This is a genomic window from Anaerosoma tenue (assembly GCF_023161965.1).
Classification (GTDB): domain Bacteria; phylum Actinomycetota; class Coriobacteriia; order Anaerosomatales; family Anaerosomataceae; genus Anaerosoma; species Anaerosoma tenue.
Window position 1 is genome coordinate 543,735 of the sequence record NZ_JALNTY010000001.1, and the last position, 18,328, is coordinate 562,062.

Annotated in this window: 18 protein-coding genes and 1 other RNA gene; all 19 read right to left on the bottom strand. The window is 66.6% G+C overall.

Annotation, left to right across the window (positions count from 1 at the left end):
- Window positions 1–7: 7 nt before the first annotated feature.
- The gene (locus tag MSB02_RS02710; RefSeq protein WP_267193672.1) at window positions 8–685 is read right to left on the bottom strand and encodes a tetratricopeptide repeat protein; all 678 of its coding nucleotides are present in this window, start codon (window positions 683–685) and stop codon (window positions 8–10) included.
- 5 nt (window positions 686–690) lie between these two features.
- On the bottom strand, window positions 691–1,428 hold the full coding sequence (locus tag MSB02_RS02715) for an ABC transporter permease (RefSeq protein WP_267193673.1): 738 nt from the start codon (window positions 1,426–1,428) through the stop codon (window positions 691–693).
- The gene (locus tag MSB02_RS02720) at window positions 1,425–2,378 is read right to left on the bottom strand and encodes an ABC transporter ATP-binding protein (RefSeq protein ID WP_267193674.1); all 954 of its coding nucleotides are present in this window, start codon (window positions 2,376–2,378) and stop codon (window positions 1,425–1,427) included. Before MSB02_RS02720 ends, MSB02_RS02715 begins: the two co-directional genes overlap by 4 nt.
- Before the next feature lie 5 nt (window positions 2,379–2,383).
- Complete coding sequence (gene mltG / locus MSB02_RS02725) at window positions 2,384–3,511, bottom strand: endolytic transglycosylase MltG (RefSeq protein ID WP_267193675.1); 1,128 nt, start codon at window positions 3,509–3,511, stop codon at window positions 2,384–2,386.
- Window positions 3,508–3,939, bottom strand: a complete 432-nt coding sequence (gene ruvX, locus MSB02_RS02730; protein WP_267193676.1) for a Holliday junction resolvase RuvX — start codon at window positions 3,937–3,939, stop codon at window positions 3,508–3,510. The genes mltG and ruvX overlap by 4 nt, the downstream gene beginning before the upstream one ends.
- Before the next feature lie 4 nt (window positions 3,940–3,943).
- Window positions 3,944–6,571: an alanine--tRNA ligase gene (gene alaS, locus MSB02_RS02735; protein ID WP_267193677.1), complete on the bottom strand. Its 2,628-nt coding sequence runs from the start codon at window positions 6,569–6,571 to the stop codon at window positions 3,944–3,946.
- Window positions 6,572–6,602: 31 nt separating this feature from the next.
- Window positions 6,603–7,832, bottom strand: a complete 1,230-nt coding sequence (locus tag MSB02_RS02740) for an AI-2E family transporter (RefSeq protein ID WP_267193678.1) — start codon at window positions 7,830–7,832, stop codon at window positions 6,603–6,605.
- Between the two features lies 1 nt (window position 7,833).
- On the bottom strand, window positions 7,834–8,619 hold the full coding sequence (locus MSB02_RS02745; RefSeq protein WP_267193679.1) for a SigB/SigF/SigG family RNA polymerase sigma factor: 786 nt from the start codon (window positions 8,617–8,619) through the stop codon (window positions 7,834–7,836).
- Complete coding sequence (locus tag MSB02_RS02750; RefSeq protein ID WP_267193680.1) at window positions 8,612–9,007, bottom strand: ATP-binding protein; 396 nt, start codon at window positions 9,005–9,007, stop codon at window positions 8,612–8,614. The genes MSB02_RS02745 and MSB02_RS02750 overlap by 8 nt, the downstream gene beginning before the upstream one ends.
- 32 nt (window positions 9,008–9,039) lie before the next feature.
- Complete coding sequence (locus MSB02_RS02755) at window positions 9,040–9,372, bottom strand: hypothetical protein (RefSeq protein WP_267193681.1); 333 nt, start codon at window positions 9,370–9,372, stop codon at window positions 9,040–9,042.
- Between the two features lie 62 nt (window positions 9,373–9,434).
- Window positions 9,435–10,733 carry a replication-associated recombination protein A gene (locus MSB02_RS02760; protein ID WP_267193682.1) on the bottom strand — a complete coding sequence of 433 codons (1,299 nt, stop codon included), beginning with the start codon at window positions 10,731–10,733 and terminating at the stop codon, window positions 9,435–9,437.
- A 2-nt stretch (window positions 10,734–10,735) separates the two neighbouring features.
- Entirely contained in the window at window positions 10,736–11,290 is a 555-nt protein-coding gene (locus MSB02_RS02765) for a TlpA family protein disulfide reductase (RefSeq protein ID WP_267193683.1), read from the bottom strand.
- 27 nt (window positions 11,291–11,317) lie between these two features.
- Window positions 11,318–11,488: non-coding RNA, 6S RNA (ssrS, locus tag MSB02_RS02770), on the bottom strand.
- A 48-nt stretch (window positions 11,489–11,536) separates the two neighbouring features.
- Window positions 11,537–11,851 carry a hypothetical protein gene (locus tag MSB02_RS02775; protein WP_267193684.1) on the bottom strand — a complete coding sequence of 105 codons (315 nt, stop codon included), beginning with the start codon at window positions 11,849–11,851 and terminating at the stop codon, window positions 11,537–11,539.
- Between the two features lie 9 nt (window positions 11,852–11,860).
- On the bottom strand, window positions 11,861–13,630 hold the full coding sequence (aspS, locus tag MSB02_RS02780; protein ID WP_267193685.1) for an aspartate--tRNA ligase: 1,770 nt from the start codon (window positions 13,628–13,630) through the stop codon (window positions 11,861–11,863).
- Window positions 13,631–13,645: 15 nt separating this feature from the next.
- Window positions 13,646–14,917, bottom strand: coding sequence for a histidine--tRNA ligase (gene hisS / locus MSB02_RS02785; protein ID WP_267193686.1), 1,272 nt, complete (start codon window positions 14,915–14,917; stop codon window positions 13,646–13,648).
- A gap of 72 nt (window positions 14,918–14,989) precedes the next feature.
- On the bottom strand, window positions 14,990–15,364 hold the full coding sequence (locus tag MSB02_RS02790) for a hypothetical protein (protein WP_267193687.1): 375 nt from the start codon (window positions 15,362–15,364) through the stop codon (window positions 14,990–14,992).
- A gap of 100 nt (window positions 15,365–15,464) precedes the next feature.
- Entirely contained in the window at window positions 15,465–16,082 is a 618-nt protein-coding gene (locus MSB02_RS02795; RefSeq protein WP_267193688.1) for an MBL fold metallo-hydrolase, read from the bottom strand.
- Entirely contained in the window at window positions 16,079–18,277 is a 2,199-nt protein-coding gene (locus tag MSB02_RS02800) for a RelA/SpoT family protein (RefSeq protein WP_456151389.1), read from the bottom strand. Before MSB02_RS02800 ends, MSB02_RS02795 begins: the two co-directional genes overlap by 4 nt.
- Window positions 18,278–18,328: the final 51 nt, after the last annotated feature.

Here is an 18,328-nt window from a genome sequence, read left to right on the forward strand (position 1 = left end):
TCGCTCCTTAGTGGTCCGGGACTCCGTCGTGGTCATGGTCGTGGTCCTCATGGGACAGCTCGTCACCCAACTCCTCGTCGAGACGCTCGAGCCGGTCCTGCACGAGCGCATCGAGGTCGTCCCTGTCCGCCTGCCGGAAGATGTCCCCCAGCAGCGGGTACCACTGGTGCTGCTGGATCCCGTCAAGCCACTCGATGTCATCTTTCAGGACACGCTCGGCGATGACCACCGCCGTGTCGAGGCCCTCTCCGTAGAGATACTCCATCTGGGCGAGGTTCGACAGGAGAAGACCCGCGCGAGGGTTCGCTTCCACGCCTCTCTCGGCCATCACCAGGGCTTCTTCCACCCGGCCGTTGTCAGCGAGGATCCACGAACCCACGGAGTAGGCCTGCTCCTGATGAGGGTCCAGCGCTATCACCAGGCTGATCGTGCTCAGCATGTAGCGCTGCTCACCGATAGGGATCTCCGAGTAGTAGCCGTGCATGACCGGGTGCAAACGGTTCCACAGGGCGGCGGCCGCATAGGTCTTGATCCCGGTGAGGTACGACGACGCGGCGCGCCCGACCGCCTCGTTGGTCTCGGCTCCCGACGCCTCGGGCACGAGCGAGTCGGCCATCGCCTGACCGCCGAGCACGAGCGCCAGGCACACCGCCGCGACCACGATGTAGCGCTGCAGGTCGCGCATCGGACTCACAGGTCCCTTCGGGAGAAGAGCGCCACCCCGACCGCGAGAGCCAGCCCGGCGAAACCCGCGAACACGGCCAGCATGCTCGCGACATACAGCGCGGGCACCCCGGACCCGTGGGCGACGGGATTGACCACGTTGAACGCGTCCAGCGACGGATAGAAGGGCCGAAGAGCGAGCGCCCCCTCCCCGCCGAGGAGCGTGGAGCGGGAGTGCCCGATGAACAGCATTGCCAGGCTCGCCGTGACCACCACGACCGGGCCTGTGATCGCCGAGACCGCCACCGCGAACGCGGCTATGACGCCCATCTCCAGCCAGACGGCCAGGGCCCCCTGCCATAACTGCCACATCGCGTCACCGTACCTCAGCACGGCGATGACCTGCTCCACGGCGGTGAAAACCGCTATGGCGCCGCCCGTCACCACGAAGACGCCCAGCCATGAGCCGACCAGGTATTCCCACCTGCCGACTCCTTTCGAGATCACGTTGTAGACGGTCCTGTGCTCTACCTCCGAGGGGACGCGGTTCGCGGCGAGCGACAGCGAGAGCACCAGCGCGGTGGCGAACGACAATGCGAGCGCCACCTCCCGGTAGACCGCGTCCTCCACACCCAGCCCGTAGCTGGGCAGCGACGGTATGGCCATCGCGAGCAGCGCGGCGAACACGAACACGATGTACACGACCTTGCGTCTGAGGCTGTCCGCCACCACGCCCCTGGCGATCGTCCAGATCCGGGACATCATCGTGACCCCACCTCCCCGGCCGAACGTGTGAGCAGCCTGGCGAAGTAGTCCTCCAGCGAGTCCCGCACGGGCGAGACCGACACGATGACGCCGCCTGCATCGTCGATCGCGTCGACCACAGCACGGACGGACTCGTCCGGGACCGAGAACACCGACACACCACCGGAAACGGCTACGTCTTCGGCCAGGTCACGCACCTCGGGCGGGAGTCCCGCCTCCAGGCCGCGCACGCGTATCGACGTACGCCCCTCCACGTTCAGGAGCGCATCCAGTTGGCCTTCGGCCGCGACGACGCCCGCATTCATGATGGTGACCTCATCGCACACCGCCTCGACCTCGGAGAGCTGATGTGAGGACAGCAGGACGGTGACGCCCCCGCCGCGCAGTTCGAGCATGAGGTTTCGGATGTCACGCTGGCCGACCGGGTCGAGACCGGACGCGGGTTCGTCCAGCACCACCACCGCCGGGTCGTTGATGAGCGCCTGCGCGATCCCCAGCCGTTGCAGCATGCCCCGCGAGAACGCGTCGAGCGTGGTCTTCTCGCGACCCTGCAATCCCACGCGCTCCATCAGCCGGGACGTCCGCTCGACGATCTCATCCCGCGGCACCCCGGCAAGCTGCGCATACAGCCTGAGCGCCTGGTCGGCTCGCAGATGCTGCGGGAAGTACGGCTGCTCGGGCATGAACCCGACACGGCGGCGCCCCTGCGGATGCGTGGAGTCCTCGCCAAGGATGCGGAACTCCCCAGCACTCGGCTTCACCAGGCCTAGCAGCATCTTGATGGTCGTGGTCTTGCCAGCGCCGTTAGGACCGAGCAGACCGTGGATAGTGCCTGGCGCGACGGCGATATCCACACCACGCACCGCGTCGCGCTCGGGCGCGCCCACTATCGGTTTGTATCGCTTGCGAGCGCCTGTGATACGTATGGCCGATGTGCTCACGACATCCATGACGTTCAGGGGGTCACCTCTCTCGACTTCTCCTTGGCTTCAAGGAACTCCTCATACGTCTCCGTGAAGGTATGCGCTCCGTCCGCGCTCGTGAGGACGTAGTACAGGTACCCGGTCTCGGCAGGCGAGGTGGCGGCCTCCAGCGCCGCCAGGCCCGGGCTCGCTATCGGCCCCGGCGGCAGACCGTCGTACTTGTACGTGTTGTACGGACTGTCGACCTCAAGGTCCTTGTTCAACAGCCGGGGCCGGTTCTCCTTGATGACGTACTCGATGGTCGCGTCGATCTCAAGACGCATCCCTCTGGCGAGACGGTTGTATATGACCGAGGAGACAAGCGGCCGCTCATCGGCGAGACGTGCCTCCCGCTCCACCATGGACGCAAGTGTGACCACCTCATGCGATGTGAGCCCCGCCTCCTCGGCGTATGAGAGGTCGAGGGTGGCGAACTGCTCGGCGAACTGGTCGAGCATCAGGATGATCACGTCCTGCGCGGTGGAGCCCTCGGCGATGCGGTAGGTCTCCGGGAAGAGGTAACCCTCCAGGGACCCCTGGAAGCCGTCGCTCACGAACGGATACTCCTGCTCGAAGGATGGGGCACCGCCCAGGCCGAGCTCTGCGATCTCGTCTGCGGAGATCCCCGTCTCCGCACCGATCCGCTCCGCGATCTGCTCCACCGTGAACCCCTCCGGGATGGTCACCGTCGTGTAGGCGACCGGTGGCCCGGCCACCAGCGTGTCCACCACCTCGTCGTACGCCATGCCCGTGATCAGGTCGTAGACCCCCGGCCGCAGCTCACTGTCGACCCCGTCCAGCCTGGCACGCAAACGGAACATGGCCGCGTTCCCGATCACCCCGGTGTCCGCGAGTATCGACGCGATGGTGGCCGTATCCGCCCCGTCCGGGATCTCCACCTGCACAGGCTCGCCCGCGACCACGTCGGCCTGGGGGGCGAACAGGACACGCCACACGCCGTACGAAGGAACGCACACCAGGAGAGCCGCGACCACGAGGATGACGACCGCCGCCAACGCCCGGCGGCGAGAGCCCGCGTCGGCCGAGTGCACCCCGCGCGCCGAGAACCGGCGCGCAAAGCCCGCCGACCCCCGCCCCGAGTGTTCGCGCCGACCGCTCATCCTGACTCCTGTGACCCGTTCCGTCGGCCATCGAGCCAACTTTGCAGCAGGAGCGCGGCCGCCACCTTGTCCACGGAGCCTCGCTGCTCCTTCTCGCTGAGGCCGGACGCCGACATCATGCGCCGAGCCTCGGCGCTTGAGAGGCGCTCATCGGCATAGGCGAGCGGCACCCCCACGGCCCCCGCGAGCCGCTCGGCCGTCGCCTGCACGGCTTCAGCCTGGGGTCCGGTCTCGCCCGAGAGCGACAGCGGAAGCCCCACCACCAGGCACTCCGGCTCGTAGTCTTCCACGAGACGGGCGAGCGGGCCGATGTCCGAGGCAAGCGAACGGCCGTCAAGCACCGTGAGGGGCGATGCCACGCTGCCCGATGGATCCGACACGGCGACGCCGATGCGGACCGATCCGATGTCCAAGCCGAGAGCGCGCATGCGTTTACCCGACGCCGAGCGCAGAACGGGCCTCGGAGAGCGCCGCCTCGATGCCCGAGGCGTCCTTGCCACCCGCCTGCGCCATCTCGCGACGTCCGCCGCCGCCGCCCTTGATCCGTGGTGCGATGGCTTTGATGAGCGACCCCGCGTCGAATCCCGCCTCCACTGCTCCCGGCGTGCCGGCTGCCAGCAGGAGGGGTGCACCGGACTCGGGATCCTTCGATGCGATCACTGCCGCCGCCGAGTCGCCCAACCGCGTACGTACGACGTCCCAGACACCGCGCATCTCTGCCGCGGTGATGTCGGGGACCTGCGCGATCACCACGGGGTAGCCCGCGTCAAGGGCGCCCTCGGCAAGCGATGCGGGATCGAAGCCCGACAAGTGGCTCTTCGCGCGCTGCGCGGCGTTCTCCAGGTCCTTCACACGCTTCACGAGCGCTCCGGCCCGCTCGGCCACGTCGAACCTGCCCACCTTGAGGACGGACGCCGCTTCGCCGAGCTCGGCCTCGACGCGATCGGTGTACGCCAGAGCGTCGAAACTCGTCACCGCCTCGATGCGGCGGAGGTTGGCTCCCACACTGCCTTCGGAGACGATCTTCAGCAGGCCGATCTCGCTCGACCAGGCCACATGCGTGCCGCCGCAGAGCTCCTTGCTGAAGTTGCCGACCTCGAGCACGCGGACGATCTCGCCGTACTTCTCACCGAAGAGCGCCGTCACACCCATCTCACGCGCGGTGGCGAGCGAGGTCTCGTAGTTGAGGACCTGGTGGTTCTCCATGATCTTGTGGTTCGCCATCTCCTCGATTCGGTGCAACTGCTCCGCCGAGATCGCCTCGAAGTGCGTGAAGTCGAAGCGCAGCCGTTCGGGCGCCACGAGCGACCCCGACTGCCGGACGTGATCGCCCAGGATGCGGCGCAGCGCCCAGTGCAGGATGTGTGTCGCCGTATGGTTGCGGCGGATGCGCTCGCGGCGCATCACGTCTATGGCGGCATGCACCGTGTCACCGACCGAGATGCCGCCCGCCTCCAATATCCCGACATGGGCGACGAGCCCCGGTACCGCGAATCGGGTATCGGACACCGCGAAGCGCGTATCGTCGGCCGACAGCACTCCGGTGTCGCCTACCTGGCCACCCTGCTCGGCGTAGAAGGGGGTCGCCGCAAGCACGACCTCGCCCTCCTGTCCCGCCTCGATCCGCTCCACGGAGGTGCCGCCCACCACGATGCCCACGACCGTGCTCTCCGCCTCGTCTGCACCATAGCCGAGGAACTCGGTGGCCCCGGCCGTCCGGGCCATCTCATCGAACGCGCTCCCGAAAGACCACGACTCGTCCTTCACCGCGGCGCGCCCGCGTTCGCGCTGGGCCTCCATGGCGGCCTCGAATGCCTCGTGGTCCACCTCGAGGCCCGACTCCGCGGCGATCTCCGAGGTCAGTTCATACGGGAAACCGTACGTGTCGTGCAGCGTGAACGCCTCGGTGCCGTCGAGCACGGTCTCGCCCCCCACATGCGCCCGCTCCATGGCCTCGGTCAGGAACGCGAGTCCCTGGCGGAGCGTCGCGCTGAACCGCTCCTCCTCCGAGGCGACGATACCCCGGATGAGTTCGGCGTTGTCCACGAGCTCGGGGTAAGGCGTACCCCATCGCCCGATGACCGTGTCGATGAGCTGCACCATGAACGCGTCGTCCACGCCGAGCAAGCGACCGTGCCTGATCGCCCGCCGGAGCAGACGCCTGAGCACGTATCCCCGCCCCTCGTTGGATGGCAGCACGCCGTCGGCGATGAGGAACGCCACTGCGCGTGCGTGGTCCGCGAGGATCCGGAGCGACACGTCGGTCTTCTCGGCCGCCCCGAGCGAGACGCCAGAGAGGCCCTCGCCCACGGCAACCAACACGCGGAGGTCGTCGGTCTCGAAGTTGGTGTGGACCCCCTGCATGATGGCAGCGACGCGCTCGAGACCCATGCCGGTGTCGATGTTCTTCTTGGGAAGCGGTTCGAGCGTGCCGTCGTCCTGGCGGTCGTACTGCATGAACACGAGATTCCAGTACTCCACGAACCGGTCGCAGTCGCAGCCGGGCGCGCAGGTGTCGAGCCCGCACCCCACCTCGGGACCCTGGTCGTAGTAGAGCTCCGAGCACGGACCGCACGGACCGGTGGGTCCGGCGGACCAGAAGTTGTCCTTGGCGCCCATGCGCACGATGCGGTCCTGCGGGACGCCGACCTCGTCGCGCCACACGGCCTCCGCCTCGTCGTCATCCTCGTAGATCGAGAACCACAACCGGTCCGGATCCATCCCGAGGACGTCGGTGGAGTACTCGTACGCCCACGCGCACGCCTCGCTCTTGAAGTAGTCGCCGAAGCTGAAGTTGCCGAGCATCTCGAAGAAGCTGTGGTGGCGCCCCGTAGTGCCGATGATGTCGATGTCGGTGGTGCGCGCACACTTCTGGCACGTCGTGGCGCGTGTCACGCCGATGTCGCGCGCGCCGAGGAAGACCGGCTTGAACTGCACCATGCCGGCAGAGGTGAGCAGCAGCGACGGGTCGTCCGGCACCAGCGAGGATGAGGGCAGCCGCTTGGCGCCCTTGCTCTCGAAGAACGACAGGAAACTCTCTCGGATATCGGCTGACTTCACGTGGATGCTCTCCTCGGGTGCGCTCGCATGTTCAGGTACGGTCGGACTCTCCGGCCGCGCCGGTCTTGTCCTGGTCGGCAGTGCGGACCTGGTCCTCCGGTGGCGTGTCCTCGCATTCGCACTCGTCTTCGGACGCCTCGGAAGACGCACGGAAGAGCGCTCCGCCCTCCGACGTCAGCTTCGAGTCGGTGTACTTCTCGAAGTAGTAGACGAACAAGCCCTTGCCGATGGCGGCCACAGGGATCGAGAGCAGCAGGCCCGCGAATCCGAACAGGGTGGCCCCCGCAAGCAGCGAGAATATCACCAGCAACGGGTGCAGGTCGACCTGCTCGGACATCACGCGCGGCTGCACGAAGTACTCGGTCACCTGCTGGGCGCCAAGACAGATCGCCACGGCTCCCACTATGTGCAGGGGGCTCACGAACGCCGCGGCGATACCCGCGATGATCGCGGTGAGCGCCGGGCCGATCCACGGTATGAAGTTGAGTACCGTGGCTAGCAGGCCGATGACGAGCGAATACGGCACTCCGATGAGCCACAGGCCGATCGTGACGATCACGCCCGTGACGAGCGAGATGGTGAACATCCCGCGGAGGTAGCCGCCGAGCACGCGGGAGACCGTCCGCGTGACCACGGCTGCCTCATCGTGGCCCTTCGGACCGGCGAGCATGATGATCTCCCGGTTGATCGCGGGGAGGTCCTTCAGGATCCAGAAGCCCACAACGAGCGACAGGACAGTGGTGACGAGCAGCGACACGGCCGACCCGCCGACACTGAAGATCTCCCGGGCAAGCACGCTCGACCACTCGGCGGACTGTCGCGTGATCGTGTCCTGGAGGTTGGCCAACGCGTCTTCGACCCAGGGCGGCATGACGAGGGCCTGATACCTGTCCTGCAGGTCCAGGAAGAGGGTCGTGGCTCGCTCGTAGTACCCCGGGAACGCTTCCACGAACTCGCGCACCTGCTCCACGAGGGCCGGGATGAGGAATCCGAGCATGACGCCCAGAACGGCGAAACTCACGAGGTAGCAGATGCCGACGGCCAGACCGCGCTTGACCCCGCGCCGCTCCATGGCCGCCACCGGACCCCTGAAGATGAAGACGATCACGATCGCGAGCAGGAAGGGCACGAGCGCCGTGGACACCTTGCCGAGGATCCACCCCGCCGCGTACAGCAGGATGCCGATGCCCACCAGCGACCATGTGACCGTGAACACCCGCGACCAGCGGTCCTTGGACTCGCGGCGCAACAGCGGTGCCATCTCAGGCCTCCTCGATGACGATATGCTCGCGCAAGGCGCGCAGCGTCTTCCTCAGCAGGCGGGAGACCTGCATCTGGGATATCCCTAGCATGCTGGCGATCTCCGTCTGCGTGAGTCCCTGGAAGAAACGGAGATACAGGACGTGCTGCTCCAGCGGTGAGAGGCGCTTCAGGCCCTCCGAGAGCGTCGTCCTGTCGTCCACCAGCGCCATCAGCTGATCGTCTTCACCGACATACTCGAGGATGCTGAAGGAATCGTTGCCATCGGAGTTGCGGTCGGTCTCCAGCGAAACGAAGTTGTACGCCTCCGACGTCTCGAGCGCCTCCAGGACGTCCTCGGTGGTGACTTCAAGGTACTCGGCTATCTCAAGTATCGTGGGCGACCGCTGCTCACGCTGTGTGAGCGCATCGATCGCCTGGTTGACCCGGAACGACAGTTCCTGAAGGCGCCGCGGCACCTTGATGGCCCATCCCTTGTCGCGGAAGTACCGCTTGAGCTCGCCGACGATGGTGGGCGTCGCGTAGGTGGTGAACTCCACCTCGCGCTGGATGTCGAACCGGTCGATAGCCTTGATCAGGCCGATCGTCCCCACCTGGATCAGGTCGTCGATCGGCTCGCCCCGGTTGCGGAAGCGGCTGGCCAGGTACTTGACCAGGTTGAGATACATGGTGATGAGCTCGTCACGCGACTCCTCATCGCCATGTTCGTGATAGTGGATGAACAGCTGCCTCGTGTGCTCCTTGTCCCACACGAGCCGCCGCTCTTGTCGGCGCTGGGCTTTAGGCACCGGGCTCTCCCGCAACGGATCCCGCACGGCGGCACAGCCGGAGACTGCACCCTTCGTCACTGCGCTCGATCTCGAACTCGTCACACACGGAACGGAGGATGAACTCCGCATACCCTCCCGGCGCTTCTTCGACGGACCGCGCATCCCGCAGCGGCCCCGCGACGATCTCGAGCGAATCGGGCGACACGAGGAACGTGAACGTAGCCTCGCCGTCCTCACCCAGGCACTGGCTGGCGTAGACGAACGCCTCCTCAGCGGCGATGCGCACGTCATCGACCTCGTCATAGGACATGCCGAGCCTGCTCGCCAGCTCGGCCGCGGTGAGCCGCACCGTCTTGGCATACTCCCCCCGCGTGGGGACGGTAAGTGTGATCCGATCGCTAGCCATGGATCCTCCTTCGATGAGACCCGCAGACGCGCTCATCGTTTGCCGAACGAACGGATGACGCGCGCAACACCCTGCGCGGCGGTGTTGACGGGCGAGCGGATGAAATCGCTCGCGGTGGAGACGGCTTCGGTCACGCCCTCGGCCTGCGACACGATCGCGTCGAGTCGCAGAAGCTCGGCGTTGACGGCGTCGATCGTCACGTCTGCCTTGTCGAGCAAGGGGACGATACGCACCCTCACGTCCTCGACGGCCGCCTGTATGTCGCGCACGGCTCTCACCGCCACCACCACACCGTAGAGAGCGACGAGCGACAGCACGATGGCGACGACCGTGAGCACTATGCTGAGGGTCCCGGAAGCGTCCAAAGCCTGCCCTTCGTGGAACTGCGAGGGTACCCGCTCAGTGTAGCAAAGGGCGTGCGCAGGACCTACGGCTCTTCCTGCTGGCCCGGCCCCTCTGCCGGGCGGTAGTACCGTCTCCCGGTGAGCCCGTCCGGCAGGTACTGCTGCTCGACCCGCGCGCCGGGATGATCATGCGGGTACTGGTACGGCGGATACAGGTCCGCGCCCGGCCGGTGCCGGTCCCGCAGATGGTCGGGCACGCGCTCGGCCCGCCCCTCACGGATGTCGCGTAGCGCTTCATCGATCGCCACGTAGGCAGCGTTGCTCTTGGGAGCCAGCGCGAGGTAGATCGCGGCATGCGCAAGGTTGATGCGCGCCTCGGGCCAGCCCACCGACTCGGCCGCCTTGAAAGCCGCCACCGCGACAGAAAGCGCCCCGGGATCGGCCATCCCCACGTCTTCCGAGGCGAATATCAGCATCCGCCGCGCGATGAACTTCGGGTCTTCGCCTCCGGCCACCATCCGCGCCAGCCAGTACACGGCGGCGTCGGGGTCGCTGCCCCGCATCGACTTGATGAACGCCGAGATCACATCGTAGTGGGCGTCCCCACCCTTGTCGTAGGGCACAGCGCGCACCGCCGTGGCCCTCGCGACCTCGTCCGGAGTCACGACCGGCGCTTCGCCTGGCGCCCTTTCGACGGCTGCGGCAGACGCGATCTGCGCCGCGAGCTCGAGCGTGGTGAGGGCGCTGCGAGCGTCGCCACCGGCACGGGTGACGATCGCGTCGAGCGCCTCCGGCGTGATGCTGACCGAACCCCCAAGACCGCGCACCGGCTCCTGGAGCGCGCGCTCCAGGATGGCCCTGATGTCATCGTCGGTGAGCGGGGTGAACTCGACGATCCGCGAGCGGCTGATAAGCGGAGCGTTCACCTCGAAGAACGGGTTCTCGGTGGTGGCGCCGATGAGGACGACCAGCCGGTCCTCCACCGCATGAAGCAGCGCGTCCTGTTGCGATTTGTTGAAGCGATGGATCTCGTCGATGAACAGCAGCGTCCGGCGGCCGGTCATCTTGAGGCGTTCCCTCGCCTGCTCGATCACCAGCCGGACCTCTTTGACGCCCGCATCCACTGCCGAGAGCTCCACCACGTGAGCTTCGGTCATGCCGGCGATCACGCGGGCGAGGCTCGTCTTGCCGGTCCCTGCAGGACCGTACAGGATGAGCGACGAGAGCGCGTCGATCTCGATAGCGGTCCGAAGAACGGTCCCGGGCCCCACGGCATCGCCCTGCCCGACGAACTCGTCGAGCGTACGCGGACGCATCCGCGCAGCAAGAGGCGCACCTTCGGTAAGGCTCTGCTCGGCCGTGTCGTCGAACAGGTCGCGCACTTCTAGCGCGTGGCGCGCTCGACCTCGCGCTTGATGACGCCGCTCTCGGCGTAGCCCTTCCAGCGCCAGGTGATGAACGAGTCCCGATCGACTATGAGCGTGTACGGCGTGCTCGTGACCCCGAGTTCGTTGGCGTACATCGTTGCGGCCTCGGCGGCGGTGGCATCACCGTTACCGCTCACATCGAACGTCACCATATCGATCAGGCCACGGTAGTCATCGACGACCGCATCAATCTCTTCGCGCACATCGTCGGTGACCAACTGCTCGCTGTCGTAGAAGTAGATGATCATCGCCCTGCCGGCATCGAGTTTGGCCTGGAAGGCGTGCGGTGTGAGCGTGGTGGTGAACGACGGGAACGGAGCGGGCGCGATGTCGTCATCGTTGGCCGAGCGATCGGTCAGATACTCGGGCCCCTCGGGCTCCGCCGGCGCGGGTGCGGCTTCCGGCTCTTCTGTGACTGGTGCATCCTCGGCCGCCGTGTCTTCGGCTGTCCCGCAGCCGATCACGGTGAACGCGAGCAGTGCTACGACGATTGCTACGACTATCCTGCGCATATGTTTCCTCCACCCCTCAGGGTATGGTCGAACCCCGCCCTGCGTGGTCGGCCGGGTGAACCTGCCGCAGCAGGTGGGTGCCCGCACCTCAGGTTCGCGCTTCCCCGAAGGGATACCACTCGCCTGTGGGATGTAGGGCTCCCGGTCAAGAAGTGTTGGCTCAACCGCTGACGCCGGGTCCACGCAAGGCAAGGCACCATCATCGTAGCATCCTCGCCGTGCACATGCACCAGGAACGACCCCCTGTCAGTCGCCGTCACCGGGAGAGGACGGGCGCTCCTCGATGTCCCGCAGCCGTGCGCTGAGCGCACGGTGCGCAAGAACGAAACCGGACGCGAGGATGCCGCCGACCAGGAGCGCGGCGATGACGACGGTCGGATCACCACGGTGATCCCACACGGAGACCACGGCGATGGCCATCAACGCCACCGCCGCGATGATACGTGTCCACCGTCCGTATCCGGCCGACGTGAGGTCCCACCGGTACACGGCGCCCACGACCATGAAGAGCAGGGAGGCCGCGATGACCACCCCCGAGGCGATGAAGACCGACGGTGACATCATGCACTCCTAGTCCGTCTTGAGGTGGACCTCGCGCAGCTGACGCGCGCTTACGGCATCGGGTGCGCCCGTGAGCGGATCCGCGCCGGACGACGTCTTGGGGAACGCGATGACGTCACGGATCGAACTCGCACCCGCGAGCAGCATCACGAGGCGGTCGAGACCGAGAGCGATCCCGCCGTGGGGCGGAGCGCCGAAGGAAAGCGCCTCGAGCAGGAAGCCGAACTGGCGGCGCGCCTCTTCCTCTGTGAGCCCGATGCGCTCGAGAACGCGGAGTTGCAGGTCGGCGTTGTGTATACGCAGCGTGCCTCCCCCGATCTCGTAACCGTTCATGATGAGATCGTAACTGTAGGAGCCCAGCGACAGAGGCTCCGACTCCAGCCGCTCGATGTCTTCCTCGCGCGGCATCGTGAACGGATGGTGGTTGGCCGCGTATCGCTCCTCGTCCGCGTCGTACTTGAACATCGGGAAGTCCACGACCCACAGCACGTCGAACCCGCTGCGCTCGATACCCAGCTCGTCGGCCATCTTCAGGCGAATGACGCCAAGGACCTCCTCGGCCACTGCGCGCGCATCCGCGACCATCAGCACGAGGTCACCGGGCTCCACACCGAGGACCTCGCGCAAAGCGGCCATCTCGTCATCCGAGAAGAACTTCGCGATCGGCGAACGTACCTCGTCCTCCGAGGTGAACGCCACCCATGCGAGGCCCTTGGCTCCCGCGTCGAGCGCCACCTGGTTGAGCGCGTCGATCCGGCCCCTGCTCCAGTCGCCCGCGCCCTTGGCGTTGATGCCCTTGATCACGCCACCGCTGGCGAGAGCTCCGGCGAAGACCTTGAACCCGCTGTCGGCGAACACCCGGGAGAGATCCTGCAGCTCCATGCCCAGTCGCGTGTCAGGGCGGTCGGAGCCGTACCGATCCATGGCCTCGGCGTAGGTGAGACGCCGCAGCGGCACCGGAAGATCGACCGCGGCCTCCTTCATCACCTCGTGCATCACGGCCTCCATCATGGCCAGCACGTCATCCTCGGTGACGAATGACATCTCGATGTCCACCTGGGTGAACTCCGGCTGACGGTCGGCGCGCAGGTCTTCGTCCCTGAAGCAACGTGCGATCTGGTAGTAGCGTTCGACGCCGGCCACCATGAACAGCTGCTTGAAGAGCTGCGGCGACTGCGGGAGCGCATAGAACGCCCCTGGGCTCATGCGGCTCGGGACGATGAAGTCGCGCGCCCCCTCCGGCGTGGACTTGCCGAGGATCGGGGTCTCCACCTCCATGAAACCGTACGACTCGAGGGCGCGACGGAACCGCTGCACGACACGGTCGCGGAGCGAGAGCGCATAGAGCACCTCGGGCCGCCGGATGTCGAGGTACCGGTACCTCATACGGGTGACCTCGTCGGTGTCGATGCCCGGCTCGATCTCGAACGGCGGCGTCTCGCTGGCGTTCAGGACCTCGGCCTCGGCGATCTCGATCTCCACCTCACCCGTGGGCATGTTGGGGTTCTCGGTGCCTTCGGGCCGACGGCGGACGACGCCGGTGAGCTTGACGACCCACTCGGGCCGGACGCGCTCCGCGGTCACGAACGCCGCGCCGGACGCGTCGGGATCGAACGTGCACTGCACGATGCCGCTGCGGTCCCTGAGGTCGATGAAGATCAGGCCGCCGTGGTCGCGACGCTTGGCCACCCACCCCGCCACGGTGACGGTCTCTCCGATCGAGTCGGCGGTTATGGCGCCGGCGATGTGCGTGCGTATCGAGTAGCGTGCGTCGAACATGAAGGCGGTCTCCTCCTAGACGAGCGAGGCGGTCACGGCGGCCACGGCCTCCGAGAGCGCCACGCGGCGTTCCTGCTTGCTTTCCATGTCGCGGAGCGTGAACTCCCCGGACGCGATCTCGTCGGGGCCCACGACCGCGACACGCCTCGCTCCGAGTCGGTCGGCCTGCTTGAACTGCGACTTCAGGCTGCGCCCCTGATGATCGAGCTCCGTGGCGATGCCCGCGTCACGCAGGCGCTGTGCGAGAGCGAAGACCTCTGCCAGCACGCTGTCGTCCACACGAGCCACGAACACGTCCGCTCTCGGTGGCGCCGGGATGTCCACGCCGGCTGCTTCGAGCGCAAGCAGCGTGCGCTCGAAGCCGAGCGCGAACCCCAGACCCGGTGTCGGTGGACCGCCGTACTCCTGCATCAGCCGGTCGTAGCGTCCGCCGCCGCCGATCGCGTTCTGCGAGCCGAGGCCCGCGTCCACCTGGATCTCGAACACCGTGCGGGTGTAGTAGTCGAGGCCGCGCACCAGCGTGGAGTCCTCGACGTATGGGATGCCAAGGCCGTTCAGGTGCGTCTTGACCTCGGCATAGTGAGCGGCGCATGCGTCGCACAACGCGTCGCGGAGCAGCGGCGCGTCGGCCATGACCGTCCGGCAACCATCCTTCTTGCAGTCGAAGGCCCGGAGGGGATTCGACTCGGCACGCCGCACGCATTCGTCACACAACTCGGCCGAGCGGGCGCGGATGAACGCGGCGACCGAGTCGCGGTACGCCGGCCGGCACTGTTCGTCGCCCATCGAGTTCAGCAGCAGACGCATGCTTCCCGCAGGGATACCCAGCGTCTCGAAGTAGCGCCAGAGGACGGTGATGACCTCGGCGTCCGCGGTGGCTCCGTCGGAGCCGAGACACTCGATGCCGATCTGCCAGAACTGCCGCATGCGGCCCTTCTGAGGACGTTCGTATCTGAACATCGGGCCTGCGTAGTAGAGCTTGGCCTGCGCCCCATTGGCCGTGAGATTGTGCTCGAGGGCCGAGCGCACCACGCTCGCGGTGCCCTCGGGGCGAAGCGTGATCGAACGGCCCGCCTTGTCCTCGAACGTGTACATCTCCTTGGAGACGATGTCCGTGGCCTCGCCGATGCCACGGGTGAACACGTCGGTGTGCTCGAAGAGCGGCGTATAGACCGGCTCATAACCGTAGCGGGCGAAGAGCTCCTGGGCGACGCGCTGCATGTGCTCCCATGCCCGCGCCACCGCGGGCAGCATGTCGGCGGTACCCTTGGGGGCCTGAGCGTTCAAGATGCGGCCTTCCGGACGAGTGGGATACGGGCGTGTGCGGTATCCGAGTGTAACGGATGCGCCGCGCAGGGGCTACGCGCGGATCCCTTCGCCCGAGGCCTGGATGCGGTTCCTCACTCGGCGCCACAAGAGCACGCCCAGCACCACCGCCGCGACCTCCACCACGTGCTTCACAGCGATGGCGGGTATGAGATCGCCCCGGATCGCGCCCAGGTCGTGAGAGTTGAATGTGATCACGCGCGGGATGCCGCCGAGGATCACCCAGACGAGAGCCGCGTTCGCGAACCGGCTCAACGTGGGATAGGCGCGCGTGAGCGTGGCGAGGTCTTCCGGAGCGCCGCGGAGCGCCTGGCGCTCGAGCGTCCACATGATGGCCGCTGCCGCGATGAGCGTCGCCGTGGCCACGTCGTGGAAGTAGTTGTTCATGACGATCAGGATGTCGAGCATTCACGGCTCCTTGTCGATGCTGCTGCAGCGGATCGTATAGCAAAGGACTTACCACACGCCGGGTCGCGATGACAGCACACCCGTCGTGCCGTGGCCTTTCTCAGGCACGCGGGAAGAACGGGTTCACGCGACGCTCCCGCGCGATGGTGGTCTCCGCTCCGTGACCGGGGCAGACGCGGGTCTCGTCGGGTAGCGAGGCGAGCCGGGCGATAGACCGACGCATCGCCGCCATATCCCCTCCCGGGAAGTCGGTGCGCCCGATGCTGCCCGCGAACAGGGTGTCGCCGCTCAAGAGGATGCCAGCACCGTAGAGGCAGATGGAGCCGGGTGTGTGACCCGGGGTGTGGATGACGCGAAGCTCGAGTTCCCCGGCAGTGATGACGTCACCGTCCCGGACGGTCCGGTCGGCCTGCGGAGCGGTCTCCGAGAAGCCGAACAGGGCTCCTCCGTTACCCGCGCTCGTCGTGATGCTCGCAGCATCGTCCTCATGCACCACGAGCGGTGCGCCCGTGGAGTCGAGGATCTCGCGGACGGCGCCCAGGTGGTCGAAGTGCCCATGCGTGAGCGTCACGGCGGCCACCCCGCGCGATCCGAGCGCTTCCAGGATCCCGGCGGCATCGTCCGCCGGATCCACCACCAGCACCGGACCGCCGGCGCCGTCGTCGACCAGCCAGCAGTTGGTGTCGAGAGGACCGAGGGTCAGCCGTTGCGCCCTCACTCCTCGCTCCCCTTCCGCCTACCGCCCTCGGGCATGGTCCGGCGGGCGTCGAAGACGCCGTCAACACCACGGACCGTGGCAAGCACCTTCTGCAGCTGATCCATGCTGCCAAGCTCGAACAGGAAGCGCAGATACGCCACACCCTGCCTGTCGGTCGATATCGCGGCCGACAGGACGTTGACGCCGGCATCGGCCAGGGCGATGGAGATGTCCTGGAGCAACCGCGTCCGATCGAGGGCCTCGATCAGGATCTCGACCTGATAGGTGGTCTTGGCCGCAGCGTCCCACTCGACATCCAGTATCCGCTCGGGGCTCCCGGCAACGAGCTCGCGGGCGTTGGGGCAGTCCTCGCGATGCACCGACACCCCGCGACCTCGGGTGACGAATCCCACGATGGGATCTCCCGGGACGGGGTTACAGCAGTGAGCGAGACGCACCAGCACGTCGTCGATCCCCTTCACCCTGACGCCCGTGCCGCTCTTGCGTCTCGACGGACGCGGCGGCGCTACCGGGATCTCAGGCTCCGGCTCGGGCGGAGCGACCGTGTGACCCTCCTTCGCGAGGACCTTGATGAGCTTGGTGACCACCTGCTTGGGGCTTTGCTTTCCTCCGCCGATGACCGCGAGAAGGTCGTCCCCTTGCTGCAGGTTCATCTCCTTGGCGACCACATCGAGCGCCTTGGAGACCGCGCTGGCGCTCACGTGCATCCCTTGCTTGCGAAGGATCTTCCCGAGCTCCTCCTTGCCCTTGGCGAGGTCGTCCTCGCGGCTCGCGCGCGAGAAATGGCTACGGATCTTGCTGCGCGCGGACGACGTCCGCACGATGTTGAGCCAGTCGCGACTCGGCCATGAGTTCTTGTTGGTGAGGATCTCGACGCGGTCACCCATCTGGAGCTCGTACTCGAGGGTGACTATCGAGCCGTTCACCTTCGCCCCCACGCAGTGGTGGCCCACCTCGGTATGGATGGCGTACGCGAAGTCGATCGGCGTGGATCCGCGCCTGAGGGAGACCACGTCCCCCTTGGGGGTGAAGACGAAGACCTCGTCCTCGAAGAGGTCGATCTTCAGCGCCTCCATGAACTCCCGCGGGTCCTTGAGCTCGGTCTGCCACTCCAGCATCTGGCGCAGCCATGCGAGACGCTCGTCGAACGCCTCGTCGGCGCGCCCGCCTTCCTTATAGCGCCAGTGCGCGGCGATCCCGTACTCTGCGGTACGGTGCATCTCCTCGGTGCGAATCTGTATCTCGAGCGGTCGCCCGGCCGGGCCGATGACGGTCGTGTGCAGCGACTGGTACATGTTGAACTTGGGCATCGCCACGTAGTCCTTGAAGCGTCCGGGCACCGGCTTCCAGATCGAGTGGACCGTGCCGAGCGCTCCGTACACGTCCTTGACCGACTCCACGATCACGCGGAGCGCGATCAGGTCGTAGATCTCCGAGAAGTCCTTACCGCGGTGGGTCATCTTCTGATAGATGCTGTACAGGTGCTTGGGCCGACCGGATATCTCACTCGAGATGCCGATGTCCTCGAGCTCGCTCGAGAGCTGGTCGATCACCTGATGCAGATACGCCTCGCGGGCCGTGCGGCTCTCGGCCACCATCTTCTGGATCTGCTGGAACTTGCGTGGTTCAAGGTAGTAGAACGCCAGATCCTCGAGCTCCCACTTGATGGACGAGATCCCGAGCCGGTGCGCGAGCGGCGCGTAGATCTCCATCGTCTCGATCGCCTTCTGGTGCTGCTTCTCGGCCGGAAGCGCGGCGAGCGTGCGCATGTTGTGCAGCCGGTCCGCCAGCTTGATCAGGATGACGCGGATGTCCTTGGCCATCGCGATCAGCATCTTGCGCATGTTGTTGGCCTGCGCCTCGGCAAGCGATGAGAACTTGATCCGGCCGAGCTTGGTGACGCCGTCGACCAGGACGGCGACCTCTTCGCCGAAGCGCTCCCGCACCTCCTTGAGGCTCACCGAGCTGTCCTCCACGACGTCGTGGAGTATCGCCGCCTCGATGGTGGCGGTGTCGAGGTTGAGTCCCGCGAGGATCATGGCGACCTCGAGCGGATGGCTGATGAACGGCTCCCCCGACCTGCGCATCTGTCCCGCGTGGTGCTCGAGCGCGAAGGCGTAGGCGTCGTCGATCCCCCGCAGGTCCGCCGAGGGATTGTACGAGCGTATCTGGGCCTCCAGGCCCTCGAGCGTCACGGACACGAACGGCCTTTCGTCACGGGGCTCTCATGTAGACAGGATACCGTC